Here is a 15008-nt window from a genome sequence, read left to right on the forward strand (position 1 = left end):
TATCTCCAAATCACATCTTCATTTCGTGGTAATATGTATAGGGGGGAACAGTCCAATGTCTGGCCCCTTGACGCAGGATACTCAACTGCCGACCATAGTCCCACCGATTAAAAAGAAAGGTTCTCTTATGTCAGTTTTCCTCGCACGTGGTTACGGTGCAGCGTTTGTTTTGGTCATTTCCGCTCAGGGAGCATTTGCCGATGTAAATGCCCAAGAGGTCTGGGACGATTGGAAAACCTATCTTTCGGGCACAGGTTATGATGTCGGAGGCTCAGAATCGCTGTCCGGTGGTACCCTCACTGTCACTGATGTGACAATGGCGATGCCAATCCCTGATGAAGACGCAACAGTTGGGATGTCCCTCCCCGAAATTCAGTTCGTCGAAAATGGCGATGGCACAGTCAATGTGCTCTTCCCCAAAGAGTTCCCACTCACCATCAGTTTCAAAGGTGACGGAGATGAAGGATCAGGTGAACTGATCTATACACATGACGGCAGCCCGATGCTGGTGTCCGGCGATGCACAGAACATGAGCTATGACTACGCCTCGCCGCTGGTTGAGATCGCGCTGGGTAAGGTGATGGCCGATGGCGAAGCCATGCCCGAAGGAATGGTCAAAGCAACGATCTCTCTGACTGATGTGGTCACCAAGACCAATATGAAAATCGGCGATATCCGCAGCTACGACCAAAATATGACGGCCGCGTCGTTGAACTATGACTTTGGCGCCAAAGAGCCCGGCGGAAGTGATGGCGGATCTGCCAAAGGCAGCCTTCAGGGGGTTAGTTTTGGGGGAACAAGTTCAATTCCAATGGGATTGGATTTTGCTGACATCACTGCGATGCTGGCCTCTGGTTTCGCCTTTGACGGGGCCTTTTCCTATACCGGCGGCAGCGCATCTATGTCCGGCGTTGATGGCGGCGATACCTTCGGTCTTGAGACCTCGTCAGATGGCGGGAAACTGGCTGTTGCGATGGGCAACGGGCAGCTGTCATATGACCTGTCCCAACTCGCAACTGCAATCAACGTGACCAGCAGCGACCTGCCCTTCCCAGTTTCGTTGAGCCTGGCGGAATATGGTGCGAAACTCGCAATGCCGATCGCCAAATCCGATAGTGAGCAGGACTTTGCACTGGGCCTGACCCTGCGTGATTTTGCTGTACCTGACATGTTGTGGGGTATGGTGGATCCAACCGGCGTTCTGTCGCATGAACCTGCCACCGTGGAACTGGACCTGTCCGGCAAAGGTAAATTGCTGTTTGATCTGTTCGATCCCGCAGCAATGGAAGCCGTCGATCGTGGTAATCAGGAACCTGGCGAGTTGAACGCGCTGAGCGTCAACAACCTGCTGGTCTCGGCTGCTGGCGCCAAACTGTCCGGCACCGGTGATTTCACCTTTAACAACGATGATCTGGCTAGCTTTGACGGTATGCCCGCCCCAACTGGCAGCGCCAACCTGACACTTGTTGGTGCCAATGTTCTGATGGACAAGCTGATTTCGATGGGCCTTATGTCCGACAGTGACGCCATGGGTGCGCGGATGATGATGGGGATGCTGGCCGTACCGGGTGACGGCGAAGATACCCTGAAATCCAAACTGGAAATCACCGATGATGGTCAAATTCTGGCCAATGGTCAGCGCATCAAATAAGCGCGTTTCAATCAACAACATTAGGCCGCTTCCCTTGGGTAGCGGCCTTTTTTGCGCCTTGTGGTTGAAACTACACAGCAGAGCAGCTTAATTGCCCCCAACACATTCGAACCAAGTGATTTGAAAGGTTTTTCATGACGTTCAAGACTTCCACCGCCCTGCTGTCTGTTAGCTTTGCAGCCCTCACCGCCTCACCCTCATTGGCCGACATAACAGCCGACGACATCTGGAACAGCTATCAAGCCATTGCTGAAACCGTTGGTGGCGAGCTAACCGCAACCACCAATCGCGATGGCAACACGGTGGTATTTGCTGACGCCAAACTCCACATTTCCTTCCCCGGTGATGAAGGGTCCGTCGATATTTTGTATCCGCTGCTCTCCTACACTGAAAATGGTGATGGAACTCTGGCGATGGATTTGGACGGTCCCCAGACATACAGTTTTGTAGTAACCGGGCCCAACGCGGAAGCGGATCGTATTTCGGCAGATATGGTTATCACCTATGCCGACGCCGAACTGATCGCAACAGGCGACCCCGATGATATCACGTTCTCATATGCCATGGATGGGTTTGAATTCGAGGTTCAAAACTTGGATCTCGGTGAACTCAAAGATCCCGAAGACGTCAACTTTTCACTGACCGGCACAGGTTCGGCAACCAAAGGGACAAGCCGCCTGTCTCTTGGGGACCTCGTCACTCTTGCCGGGCAGTCTGAAATTACGGGTATCGATTATTCCATGCAGATCGCAGACCCAAGTGGAGGCATCTCCACTACAAACGGTTCTTACGAAGGCATGTCCAACAGCTCGACCATCACGCTGCCAACTGGCGGCATGTCGATCATGAACCTCGCTGGGGCACTACATGATGGGCTATCAATCATGGCTACCAGCAAAATTGGAGGTAGCAATTCAAAGACAGTCATTGTGGCGGATGGAAACGAAGTTTCTTCACATACATCTCAAACTATGTCAGCCGGGCCTTCAACAAACACAATTTCTGCAAATGCCGACGCCTTTCAGCTAACCGCAGATGGCAACCAAATCCAAATGGCTTTCAAATACGATGAGAACGTCAACGCTGGCTCCGATAATATTAGTGTCACCGGCTTCTCAGAAACTGCGCTAGAAGGTTATGTCGACCGAGCCACTGGCGATTTTCGCATCCCAGTTTCCAAGTCCGAAGAACAACAGGATTTCACCTTCGCTTTTGGATTGGAAGGGTTTGATCTGGACAAGAATCTGTGGGCACTATTTGACCCCTCCGAAATCCTGCCACGTGAGCCGGCAACCCTGTTGTTGAACTTGACTGGCAAAACCACACTGCTCCAGAACCTGCTGAACTTCGAAGAAATGATGCAGTTGTCTGACGGTGATGTTCCTGCACAGTTGAACGAATTGTCAATCAACGACCTGCAGATCTCAGCCGTAGGCGCTTCTGCTTCGGCAACCGGCGACTTTGCCTTCGACAACGATGATCTCGTCAGCTTTGACGGAATACCTGCTCCTTCGGGCAACGCAGAGGTTCAAATCTCTGGCGCCAACGGTTTGATCGACAAGCTGATCGAAATGGGCCTGATTGCAGAATCTGACGCCATGGGTGCACGGATGATGATGGGAATACTGACGGTTCCGGGCGAAGGAGAAGACAGCCTGAAGTCCAATCTGGAGATCACAGAGGATGGTCAAATTCTAGCCAACGGTCAGCGCATTAAGTAACTGCACCGTCAAAATATCACAGGAGGGGCTGCCATATGCGGCCCCTTTTTCTATTGCTGCCCTTGCGGTAGCCCTGTGCACTGGTAGGGTCAGCGCGATTCATTTCAGGAGGTCCCCCCATGACCCAGTCCCCACAAGATCTCTGCCACGCCTTGATGGATGCCGCCAAAAAGGCTGGCGCTGACGGCGTTGATACAATGGCAGCCAAAGGACAATCGGTATCGATCGAAGTCCGCGAAGGCGCGCTGGAACATGCCGAGCGTTCAGAAGGTATTGATCTGGGATTGCGGGTATTTGTTGGCAGGCAACAGGCGCTGGTTTCATCTTCGGACGCGCGCCCAGAGACCTTGCTGGCTATGGCTGAACGTGCTGTCGCAATGGCAAAAGAAGCTCCTGAAGATCCCTATTCAGGACTAGCGGACCCCTCACAGTTGATCCAAGACTGGGATTTGGCCGCGTTTGAATTGGAAGATCCTGCAGTTGAACCTGCTCCTGAGGCGTTGAAGGACGACGCCCTTGCGGCCGAAGCAGCATGCCAGGCCATCGAGGGAATCACACAGGTGCAATCAGCTGGTGCGTCTTATGGCTCACACTCTGTTCATCTTGCCGCATCAAACGGGTTTTCGGGTGGGTATCGCCGCACCAGCCGCTCGTTGTCCTGTGTTGGCATTGCGGGTGCTGGCGCTGGAATGGAGCGGGACTATGATGGCGACTCCCGTACTTACCAAAGTGACCTGCGTGCAGCGGCTGACATCGGCCGCATCGCCGGGGAACGCGCAGTTGAGCGTCTGGACGCCCGCAAACCGGTGACCGGAACCTATCCGGTGCTGTTTGACGAGCGGATCTCTTCGTCGCTGATTGGTCACCTTCTTGGCGCAGTCAATGGGGCCTCGATTGCCCGCGGATCTTCCTGGCTCAAGGATAATCTGGGCGAACAGGTATTGCCTGCACATCTGTCGGTGATCGAAGATCCGTTCCGTCCACGCATCACTGGCTCGCGCCCGTTTGATGGTGAGGGTCTGCCCACTCAGAGACGCGAGATTGTTCAGGATGGGGTGCTAACCGGCTGGACCCTTGATCTGGCATCCGCCCGCAAACTGGGGCTGGACAGCAGCGGCAATGCTGCGCGTGGCATTGGATCGGTGCCTTCGCCATCGAACTGGAACATTGAACTGACATCTGGGGACCAATCTCGCGAAGATCTGATCCGGGGCATGGGCACGGGCCTGTTGGTGACGTCGATGATTGGATCAACGATCAACCCCAACACCGGCGACTACTCGCGCGGTGCATCAGGGTTTTGGGTGGAAAACGGCGAAATCGCCTACCCAGTGAATGAATGTACAATCGCAGGTAATCTGCGTGATATGCTGATGCGCATAATTCCAGCAAATGATGCCCGCAGCTACCTGTCACGTGTGGTACCGTCACTTCTGATCGAGGGTATGACCCTTGCCGGCAACTGATCTTTCACTGTTAGTTGACGCCGCTCAACGGGCCGGTCAGATCGCAACACAGTTCACCGGACCCGAGGCTAAACGTTGGGACAAACCCGACGGAGCTGGACCGGTAACGGAAGCGGATCTGGCAGTGAATAGCATGCTCGAAGATATGTTGCCCAGCGCACGCGCCGACTATGGATGGCTTTCAGAGGAAAGCGAAGACAGCGACACCCGTCTCTCTTGCGACAGCGTGTTTATCATCGACCCGATCGATGGCACCCGCAGCTTTGCCGAAGGTGGGCAAACCTGGGCACATTCTCTTGCGGTGGCAGACAAAGGTGAGGTCACAGCGGCCGTAATCTACTTACCTCAGCGTGAACTGCTATATTGCGCTGCCAGGGGCATGGGGGCCACGTGTAACGGCACGCCAATCTATGTCGCGGATTTAGCCGATCTTGATCAAGCTAATGTACTGGCGGCCCGCCCCAATCTGGATGGCCGTCATTGGCGCACCGGCACAGCGCCGATGTTCAAACGAAGCCTGCGCCCATCGCTAGCTTATCGTATGGCACAGGTGGCTGATGGTCATTTTGACGCGATGCTGACCCTGCGGCCCAGTTGGGAATGGGACATTGCGGCAGGCGACTTGATCCTGCGTGAAGCTGGCGGAATATGTTCGGATCGAACAGGGAAACCGCTAAAATTTAACAATCCACAGCCGCTTCTGAGTGGTGTCGTGGCGGCCAATCATGCACTGCATGAAGCAATGATTTCAGCACTTGATCCGACCAGTTCCGGTATTTCTGCTCGTTAGAATGAAATCAGCTCGCGGCGAAGTCCGTCGCTTGACCTGCTTTGTCAAAGGCGTAGGTTGCCGCTGATCCGAAAATTGAACGACACTGGAGACACTGCGAAGATGTCCTGTTCCATAACCCACTCCTTCCGTTTTCACGGCACTTCGCACGAAGCGATCTCTCCTCGGGAGTTGGGCTGATCCTCATGAGCCGCGCCCAACGCCCTACTGCGGCCACACGGGCCATGTCTTGGCACAAATCTTTTACCGCTGGTGGCATACCCCTTCCCCAACGCGCACCCGGCGAGTTGATCTGGGCCCACGCCACCAGCGATGAACGATACCTTGCGCTATGTGATCTAGGACATCGCCTAAAGTTGATGCGCCCTGACCTGTCAATCCTGATCACCAGAGAGCCAGAGCTATGCACCCTGCCAATCCCTGAAGACTCTCATCTAATCGTTGGAGAATTACCTACCGAGCACATCGCCGAAATCCGCAACTTTCTTGACCACTGGCAACCGGATATTTGTCTATGGGCAGGTGGAGAACTGCGCCCAGGGCTGATACGAAACTGTTGTGACCGTGGTATCAATGCACTTTTGATCGACATTGAAGCCCACGAGCTCCCCGCTCGTAGAAGCCGCTGGCTACCAGACAAGAGCCGAAAACTATTAGATAATTTCTCAGCTATCCTCACTCCTTCAACTGCCGCATTTACCAAGTTGCGTCGTGCAGGCATTGCTACAGAAAAAATTACTACAACCACGCGCCTTCGTATTTCTGCCACCCCGCCAGGATATCACGAGGACGAATTGAGCCGTGTACAAGACAGTTTGGGAAGCCGTCAGGTCTGGCTGTCAGCACATACTCGCATCGACGAGATTCCCACCATCCTTGGCGCCCATCGCAACGCACTGCGGCTGCTGCATCGGCTAGTGTTGGTCCTGTCGGTCGAGCGTTTTTCGGATTTGGATGCGGCGCGCGATGAACTGAGAGAATTTGGGCTGCGTTGCACGGATTGGGACGCGGGTGAAGAAGTAGACGACAATACGCAGGTTCTATTGACCTGTGACGAAGATCTGGGACTGTGGTACCGGGTTGCCCCACTTAGCCTACTGGCAGGAACCTTGAACGCCAAAGCGAACGGGCATAACCCGCTGGATGCCGCTGCACTGGGATCAGCCATTTTGCATGGGCCAGGTATAGGTGGGCATGACCCTCTGTATCAGCGCCTGACCGAAGCCGGGGCTGCACATATGATACACAACTCAGACGAGCTAGCTGTGCAGGTCATCCAGCTTTCGGCCCCAGACAAAGCTGCAGAAATGGCTCTGGCTGGATGGCAAGTCGTAACTGAAAGTGCTGAATTGACCGATCAGCTATTGGACAGAGTTCAGGACATTCTGGATCTGCGCGAGTCACAAAATGCGGCCTCCTGAATTCTGGAACAAACCCCCTCAGGCCTTTGACCTGCGAGCAGCTCTGCTTGCCCCTTTGGGTTGGCTGTATAGCCGCGCAACTGCGCGTCGGATTGCATCTGGGTCACCGGTTGATCCCGGCATCCCTGTGATATGCGTGGGCAACCTGAATGCCGGGGGCACCGGAAAAACACCAACAGTGATCTGGCTTCTCGAAGCCTTACGGAACATGGGCCACCTTCCGCATGTGGTTAGCAGGGGTTATGGGGGATCACTTAAGGACGTGACGGAGGTTGATCCCAGACGACACCGAGCTGCAGATACCGGAGACGAACCACTATTGTTGGCCGCCTTTGCCAGCGTCTGGGTTGCCCGTGACCGGGCGGCGGGCTGTAGTGCAGCTGCTGAGGCTGGCGCGACAGTTATTGTTCTGGACGATGGATTTCAAAATCCAGCCGTGACCAAAGACCTGTCTTTGATTGTGGTCGACGCGCAACGCGGCTTTGGCAATGGGCGCTGCCTGCCCGCCGGACCGCTGCGTGAAACCGTGGCCACAGGCCTCAAACGTGCGGATATAGTGTTGTCACTTGGTTCGGATACAGCTCAGGCCAGCTTTAATGCCCAATGGGGGATGCAGTTACATGGGCTACCTCATTTCACTGGTGCCTTGCAGCCCCTAGAAACCGGGATGCCCTGGAAAGGGACCCGCGTTATGGCCTTTGCCGGTATCGGGTATCCTCAAAAATTCTTCGACACTCTACAGGCACTAGGCGCTGACATTCTTAGAAGTGAAGCACTAGAGGATCACCAGTCCCTGACCCCTGCCTTAATGACCCGCTTAGAGGCCGAAGCCAAACTATTGGGCGCACAGTTGGTCACCACTGAAAAAGACTCCGTGCGATTGCCTGCAAGCTTTCGCTCCAAGGTGATCACCCTGCCCGTACGGTTACAAATTAATCGGGATGCGGCTCTGCGCGAAATATTAGAAACCGCTGCACCACCGCCATCCAGCGGCTAAGCTAAAGTGTCAGCTTATTAAATTCGGTTTGTGTTTGTCATGCGCCCGCCTCAGTCAGCGGGCGCATAAACGTTAACCTTCCAGTTCAGCGTCGATCAACGCCTTGAAGGAATCATAGGCTTGGTTTGAAATTGCTTTTCCGTTCAAAATGAACGACGGGGTGGATTCGATGCCATCTTTTTCAGCATTTTCCTGATACCAACTCACCAGCGTCTGCGCCTTGGCACCATCTTGCAGGCAGGCCTCTAGCTGTTCGTTTTCAATGCCGGCCAAGCGACCAATCTTACGCAGCTCATCAACAATTTCAGACGCACCACCGGCACGTGACCAATCAGACTGCCCCTTGTAGATCAAATCAGAAATGCCAAAGAATTTTTCGGGACCGGCACAGCGTGCAATCATCGACGCCCACAACCCGTAGCGATCAAAATAGACTTCGCGATAGATGAATTTGACTTTACCGGTATCGATATAGTCCGCTTTGAGTTGCTTATACGGGCCAGCATGAAAATTGGCACAATGCGGGCAAGTGTAAGACGCATACTCGATCAAAGTAACGGGTGCATCTTCGGCTCCCATCACCATTTCGGTAATGGTCGAGGTATCAACCTCAGCCGCCTCTTGTGCAGTGGCCGCACCGACAAACGGATTGGCAGGTAAGCTGCCGGTCGCGCTCGGCCCCATTAGGGCATAGCCTCCCGCAACAACTGCAACCGCAGCAACAACACCAAACATTACACGGGCCATTAAGTCCCCTTTCCATGAGTTTTTTGTTTGCTCAACACATTGCGTCCAAGCCGTTCTAGAGCTTGGCGCAAATCGTCATTATCAACCCCAGTCGCTACCTTGGCGGCCTCAGCCACATCTTGCGAATCGGGTTTGGGTTTATCCTGCACCTTGGGTGCATACTGAAATTGCGCCTGACCGCCCGCAAAGCCGGTGGGCGCAGTTTGGGTAATCCGCACTTTGGAAATGGCGTTATACCCATAGACCGCGTTCACCTTTTCACGCAGCCGCTCTTTTTGCATCTCCAGCATGGGGGCCTGAGCCCCAGTGGTCAGCACCGTCAGGGTGGCACCAAAACCGCCGCGCCCATAGCCAACATTTACCGGGCGGGCGATAGAGGCTATGTCCTCACCGGCAATATCTGCCCAGTGGGTCAACAGACGCGACACCGCAAAACCGCGGCTTTCGCCAGCTTTGCGGATCTGCTCGTTGAGCAGCGATGCGGTGCGTTTGAAACCGCGCGTTGAAGACCGTCTAAATGCCATGACCATGGTTTTGCGTGACTGTTGGGCCTATTGTAAAGACCGCAGAAGCGGGAACCAGTGAAACCGCACTACAAGGGGTAAAGAATGCGTGACCTAAAGGATGATCCATTGGGGCTGAGTGATCACATTCTCACTTGGTACGACAACCATGCCCGAGCCCTGCCCTGGCGGATCAGTCCGAAGGATCGTGCCCTTGGAATACAGCCCGACCCTTACCGAATCTGGCTGTCTGAGGTCATGTTGCAGCAAACCACTGTGGCTGCGGTAAAAGACTACTTTCACCGTTTCACCCAGCGCTGGCCAACCGTGCAAAAGTTAGCCGCAGCAGAAGATGGCGACGTTATGGGGGAATGGGCCGGGCTGGGCTACTATGCTCGCGCCCGAAACCTGTTGAAATGCGCTCGTGTGGTTACAGATGAATACGCCGGTGTATTTCCAACGACCCATGATAGCTTGCTGAAGCTGCCGGGCATCGGCCCCTACACCGCCGCCGCGATATCCTCGATCGCCTATGACCTACCGGAGACTGTTTTGGATGGGAACGTCGAACGTGTCATGGCCCGGCTGTACAACATTGATGCACCGTTGCCGGGGTCCAAACCTCAGTTAAAGACACTGGCTGCGGCATTGACCCCGAACCGCCGCCCCGGCGATTATGCGCAGGCGGTAATGGATCTGGGCGCAACCATCTGCTCTCCGAAGTCACCCGCCTGTGGCATCTGTCCGTGGCGCGATCCTTGTCTGGCCCGCACCGCAGGCACCGCACAATCGTTACCCCAAAAGACCCCGAAGAAACCCAAACCAACCCGGCGAGGCCATGTCTATCTGGCCCGAGCAAGTAACGGCGACTGGCTGTTAGAGAGGCGTCCGGACAAGGGGCTATTGGGCGGTATGCTTGGCTGGCCTGGATCTGAGTGGTCCGAAGACCCCGCGCCGAACCCTCCGTTTGCATCGGACTGGCGGGACCTTGGGGGAGAAGTGCGCCACACATTCACCCATTTCCACCTGATATTGCAGGTCCTGGTAACGGAGCTACCGACACAATACCCTCCAACCGAAAGGCATCTTCGCGTTGCCGCCGATGACTTTCGTCCCTCGGATCTGCCCACAGTCATGCGCAAGGCCTTTGATCTGTGGCATAGCCAGTAACCCCCTTGGGTTGCTTCTCAATCCAGCGTAGGATCTCCCGATCCCACACTGACACACCCGGAGTTGCCCGATGACTACCTCGAACACCCTTGCCCGCTGGCAAAGCGCGCTGCCGTTCTGGATGTCATTTGCGCTGCTCCCCCTCGTCTGGATCGGAGCGGTTTATGGCGGTTGGACCGTGTTTTTGGCCCCACTGGTGACGTGGTATCTGTTCGCCGCTCTGGATGGCGTTTTTGGCCTAAACCTAGACAATGCAGATCCATTAACATCTGAAGATGAACTGGTTTGGTACACCGCCCTGACGTCGGTTTGGGTACCTTTGCAATTTGTGACCCTCTACGGATTGATCTGGTACGTCACCCGCGCCAGCCATTTGACCGGATTGGAAAAATTCGGGGTGTTTTTTGGAATGGGCGTCCTCACCGGCACAGTCGGTATTAACTACAGCCACGAGTTGATGCACCAAAAAAACAGGGTCGAGCGCTGGTTGGCGGACATTCTGCTGTCGATGGTGCTCTACTCACATTTCCGCTCTGAACACCTGCTGGTGCATCATCGGTTTGTCGGCACACCGCGCGATCCGGTAACTGCACGTTATAATGAAGGCTTTCTCCGGTTTTACCCAAGGGTGCTAAAGCAAAGCTGGCACTCATCTTTTCGTGCCGAGCAGGAAATGTTGGCCCGAAAAGACCTACCATGGAGCGATCTGTCTAACCCATTTTTTCGCTATTGGGGGCTTCAGGCCGTGATGCTCCTACTGGCGATGTTGTTAGGCGGTTGGGGCGGGCTAGTCCTGTTTCTGGTGCAAGCCGGAGTGGCCATCTGGCAATTAGAGCTGGTGAATTATGTCGAACATTATGGATTGACCCGTAAACATCTGGGTGACGGCAAGTACGAACATGTGCAACCGCGCCATTCATGGAATGCGTCTCAAAAGGCGTCGAACTGGTTGCTCATCAACCTGCAACGGCATTCAGATCACCATTACAAACCTAACCGCCGCTTTCCCTTGCTGCAGCACCATGCCGAAGGAGACGCGCCTCAGCTGCCTTATGGATATCCTGTAATGACTGTGGCAGCGATGATCCCACCGTTGTGGCGCCGTGTCATGAACCCACGAGTGCGCGGTTGGCGCCAAAAATACTATCCTGAAATCACAAATTGGGCCTCTTACAACAAGTCAAGCAACCCGATGCCAAAATAGATCCCGAACACATCAATCTAAATCCTATTTGCTTGTACACAGCCCACACTTCCGACGCTCGCAGCAATTTTAAATTTGCAGCCTCTGCTGCTCACCAAGCGTTGGGCCTGAGCCATTTGGCTTTGCAATCCTAGGCCGCATTTGACAACAGCTTACTAAAAGAGATCCTGGCATGTCGCACACACAGAGTGGGACATGTTGAGGGATGTTTTAGATCTCGGGGAAATAAAGCCCGCCATCCCGGTTCCCGTAAGGAGGATACAGAAACCGGGTTGGCGGTGGCCATATTCTGGACAACCTTTCTTGACGGTACCAAACGTCAAAGCGGTAATCCGGCCTTTCTTTGCCTGTGTCTTCTACTGCCACCCAATCGAAGTCCATCCAAACTTAGGTAACATTTTTATCCACTTCCGCTTAGAATGTGGTCTTTATTCACCGGGCCAAAACAGGCGCTTAACGTGACCCTGAACACCAATTGACTTGCTTGCGCCCTTCACTGGTTAACAACACAATTCTTACAACCCAGCGTTTCAATTTAGTTACCATAAGCGCCCCTAAGGGGCGATTTACGCACAAACCCTTAGTTCAATTGGCTATTAAAATTACAGAAAAATCAAAACCACCTTAAAGGCGAAAGGATTACATCCAAAAGGGGGCCATATTCAACGTAGCGTCCAGAGCGTCATTGTCTGATCCAACCCTCTGACCTCTTGATCGGAGTGCTTCACCAAACCATCAAACAGGCTAACCTCAACCTCTTCGGCCTCGACCTGAAAGCGGAGCTGCTCGCTGATCACTATATTCGCATTTAGCGCTCGGGTCATCTCTTCCAGCCTTGCAGCCACATTCACGGCAGTACCAATCACCGCGTATTCCAACCGGTTGGCACCGATATCGCCCAGAACCGTTTCACCGTAATGAATACCGATGCCTACATGAATTTCTTTATCCCCCTTGCGGCGGCGCTCCAGGTTCCACTGTTCCAGAACCTCAATCATATCTCTGGCACAGGCCAATGCATTGGTGGCATCTTGTGGACCTGCCATTGGTGTTCCAAATGTAGCCATCAGGCCATCACCGAGATATTTATCCAAGGTGCCGTGATGACGGAACACCTCTCGTTCCATCCGTCCATGAAACCCGCGCAACAGTTCAATCACCTCTAAAGCATCGAGTTTGGCCGCCAAACGGGTAAACCCAACGATATCGATAAACAGGACCGCCACATCCTGCTTTCGAACCTGCTTCAGCGGGTCATCATTCTGCGAAAGCTGGTCCACCACATTGGGCGAGAAGTACCGGGAAAGATTTGCTCGTTCGCGCGATAGGCTGGCGTTGTTCATCAGCAGCGCGTTGAACCGGCGTACGGAAAACCCAAGAGTCACCGCAACGATAACAAAAACAACCACTTCTTGAATTCGAAGGTGGAACATAAAGCTATTAGGGTCCATGAACTTGCTCAAAACTTCATTATCACCAAACAGCTCAACCGCTCGTTGACGCAGGTCTTCATCCACAGATGACACCCACCAAGCAATCAACAACGCGGCTGACCACATTCCTGCCGACCAGGTCCCAATGGCGATGACAGTCCGCCATGAATATGCAAGCGTTCCAGCTGCCAAAATCACATAAAAATAGATGAAATTGTCAAAGCGATATTGCAATGCCAACGGATAGTCATGTGGGTCAAAAGGGTTGGGAACCACCATGGTCACGGTCATAAGAAACAAGTCGAGAAAGATAAGGAACAATTCAGACTTGGATTGACCAACGCGCCCCGTCCGCCGGATCATCCAGCCGTTGGCACAAAGAAGTATTAGAATAACGTGGTAATACAGTACATGCCAATTGGGGTTCAAAAACACTAGCATGACGCCGATGACCGGCATGGCGATCCATCGCGCCCGCACGGCCAGCTCTAGTCCTTGCTGCTTGTGTGCCTCCAGTGCAGCCTCGGCATAGGCGTTGTCGGCAACTGTGTCAGCGAGGTCAACATGTCGCTCAGGTCGTTCAATTGCCTGCGTTGCAAAGGTAGTATCGGTCATATCTATTCCTCTGGGACGACGCCAAGATAAGTACCCATAGATCAAATTGAACCCCAAGATCCAACAATTAGAATCAAAAGACCCCGCCTGATAGGCGGGGTAAGGTGTGGTGCCACGCGACAAGTCGCGAGCACCGGCGGTGTTCCAGTATTTTTGGTATGTTGTGAGGCTAGGCCTGCATCTCGGCGCGGATCTGCTGGCGCAGCACGTCAATCGGCACTGTCTTACCGTCGCGCTTAAAGCACCAATAGGTCCAGCCGTTGCACGACGGTGCATTTTCCAGCTTGGCGCCAACCTGATGGATTGAGCCTTTGACGTCGTCGCCAACCAGAGTGCCATCAGCGCGCACTTTGGCCTTATGACGACCATTCATGCTCAGCAACTGTTCGCCTGGCCGCAGCATGCCACGTTCGACCAATTGGCCAAAAGGCACCCGCGGTTCGGCACGCTTAGATGTGGAAACCTGCAGCGCCTCTCGGTCGAACTTTCGCACTGATGCGATGCGTTTTTCGGCAACTTCGCGGTACTCTTGCTCTCGTTCAATGCCAATAAATTCGCGGCCCAGCATCTTGGCGACTGCACCTGTGGTGCCTGTGCCAAAGAATGGATCCAATACAACATCGCCAGGATTGGTTGAACCAACCATGATGCGGTGCAGCAGGCTTTCGGGTTTCTGTGTTGGATGAGCTTTCTCGCCAGCTTCGTTTTTCAGACGCTCGTGCCCGGTGCAGATTGGCAAAACCCAATCGCTGCGCATCTGAATACCTTCGTTCAGCGCCTTCAGCGCCTCATAATTGAAGGTGTATTTTCCGCCTTCGGCCTTGGACGCCCAGATCATTGTTTCATGTGCGTTGGTGAAACGTTTACCGCGGAAATTGGGCATTGGGTTCGACTTGCGCCAAACCACATCGTTCAGGATCCAATAGCCTTGATCCTGCAGGGCAGAGCCAACGCGGAAAATGTTGTGATACGAGCCAATGACCCAGATCGCGCCATTGGGTTTCAACAAGCGGCGGGCGGCCTTCAGCCATTCCTTGGTAAATTTATCATAGGCGGCAAAGCTGGAAAACTGGTCCCAATGGTCGTCAACAGCATCGACCTGGCTGTTGTCAGGACGGTGCAGCTGACCCTTCAGCTGCAGGTTATATGGCGGGTCTGCAAAAATCAGATCGACTGACTCTGCAGGGAGACTGTTCATCACATCGATGCAGTCACCACCAAGAATCGTGTTTAGAGGGAGCGCGGCTGCGCTCTTTACCATTGTTTTGTTCATGTCTCTGCCTCGATACC

General features: G+C 53.9%; 12 protein-coding genes. 8 read left to right on the forward strand and 4 right to left on the reverse strand.

Translation table 11 applies throughout. From position 1 onward, the window contains the following. Positions 1-127 precede the first annotated feature (127 nt). The 6 genes from GO984_RS11515 (at position 128) to lpxK (ending at position 8046) form a co-directional block, all read left to right on the forward strand. Positions 128-1651 carry a DUF2125 domain-containing protein gene (locus tag GO984_RS11515; RefSeq protein WP_157022678.1) on the forward strand — a complete coding sequence of 508 codons (1524 nt, stop codon included), beginning with the start codon at positions 128-130 and terminating at the stop codon, positions 1649-1651. 134 nt (positions 1652-1785) lie between these two features. Then, on the forward strand, positions 1786-3372 hold the full coding sequence (locus tag GO984_RS11520; protein WP_157022679.1) for a DUF2125 domain-containing protein: 1587 nt from the start codon (positions 1786-1788) through the stop codon (positions 3370-3372). Between the two features lie 119 nt (positions 3373-3491). Beyond that, positions 3492-4838, forward strand: a complete 1347-nt coding sequence (locus tag GO984_RS11525) for a TldD/PmbA family protein (RefSeq protein WP_157022680.1) — start codon at positions 3492-3494, stop codon at positions 4836-4838. After that, positions 4825-5628 (forward strand): inositol monophosphatase family protein, encoded by an 804-nt coding sequence (locus GO984_RS11530; protein WP_157022681.1) that lies wholly within the window; start codon positions 4825-4827, stop codon positions 5626-5628. Before GO984_RS11525 ends, GO984_RS11530 begins: the two co-directional genes overlap by 14 nt. A 185-nt stretch (positions 5629-5813) precedes the next feature. Then, complete coding sequence (locus GO984_RS11535; RefSeq protein ID WP_245231082.1) at positions 5814-7049, forward strand: 3-deoxy-D-manno-octulosonic acid transferase; 1236 nt, start codon at positions 5814-5816, stop codon at positions 7047-7049. Next, positions 7036-8046, forward strand: coding sequence for a tetraacyldisaccharide 4'-kinase (gene lpxK, locus GO984_RS11540; protein ID WP_157022682.1), 1011 nt, complete (start codon positions 7036-7038; stop codon positions 8044-8046). The genes GO984_RS11535 and lpxK overlap by 14 nt, the downstream gene beginning before the upstream one ends. Positions 8047-8118: 72 nt before the next feature. Here the strand turns inward: lpxK and GO984_RS11545 are convergent, their stop codons facing one another. Both GO984_RS11545 and GO984_RS11550 read right to left on the reverse strand, forming a co-directional pair. Beyond that, positions 8119-8793: a DsbA family protein gene (locus GO984_RS11545; protein ID WP_157022683.1), complete on the reverse strand. Its 675-nt coding sequence runs from the start codon at positions 8791-8793 to the stop codon at positions 8119-8121. Next, positions 8793-9317 carry a DUF721 domain-containing protein gene (locus GO984_RS11550; RefSeq protein WP_157022684.1) on the reverse strand — a complete coding sequence of 175 codons (525 nt, stop codon included), beginning with the start codon at positions 9315-9317 and terminating at the stop codon, positions 8793-8795. The genes GO984_RS11545 and GO984_RS11550 overlap by 1 nt, the downstream gene beginning before the upstream one ends. A gap of 84 nt (positions 9318-9401) precedes the next feature. Between GO984_RS11550 and mutY the strand changes: the two genes are divergently transcribed. Both mutY and GO984_RS11560 read left to right on the forward strand, forming a co-directional pair. Next, positions 9402-10466, forward strand: coding sequence for an A/G-specific adenine glycosylase (gene mutY, locus GO984_RS11555; RefSeq protein ID WP_157022685.1), 1065 nt, complete (start codon positions 9402-9404; stop codon positions 10464-10466). Between the two features lie 70 nt (positions 10467-10536). After that, positions 10537-11670: an alkane 1-monooxygenase gene (locus GO984_RS11560; protein ID WP_157022686.1), complete on the forward strand. Its 1134-nt coding sequence runs from the start codon at positions 10537-10539 to the stop codon at positions 11668-11670. A gap of 662 nt (positions 11671-12332) precedes the next feature. On the opposite strand, the gene GO984_RS11565 is transcribed toward GO984_RS11560, so the two are convergent. Both GO984_RS11565 and GO984_RS11570 read right to left on the reverse strand, forming a co-directional pair. Continuing rightward, complete coding sequence (locus tag GO984_RS11565) at positions 12333-13718, reverse strand: adenylate/guanylate cyclase domain-containing protein (RefSeq protein ID WP_157022687.1); 1386 nt, start codon at positions 13716-13718, stop codon at positions 12333-12335. Between the two features lie 169 nt (positions 13719-13887). After that, on the reverse strand, positions 13888-14991 hold the full coding sequence (locus GO984_RS11570; RefSeq protein ID WP_157022688.1) for a site-specific DNA-methyltransferase: 1104 nt from the start codon (positions 14989-14991) through the stop codon (positions 13888-13890). Positions 14992-15008: the final 17 nt, after the last annotated feature.

Origin of the sequence: Parasedimentitalea huanghaiensis (assembly GCF_009753675.1) — a bacterium.
In the GTDB taxonomy this organism is placed as follows: domain Bacteria; phylum Pseudomonadota; class Alphaproteobacteria; order Rhodobacterales; family Rhodobacteraceae; genus Parasedimentitalea; species Parasedimentitalea huanghaiensis.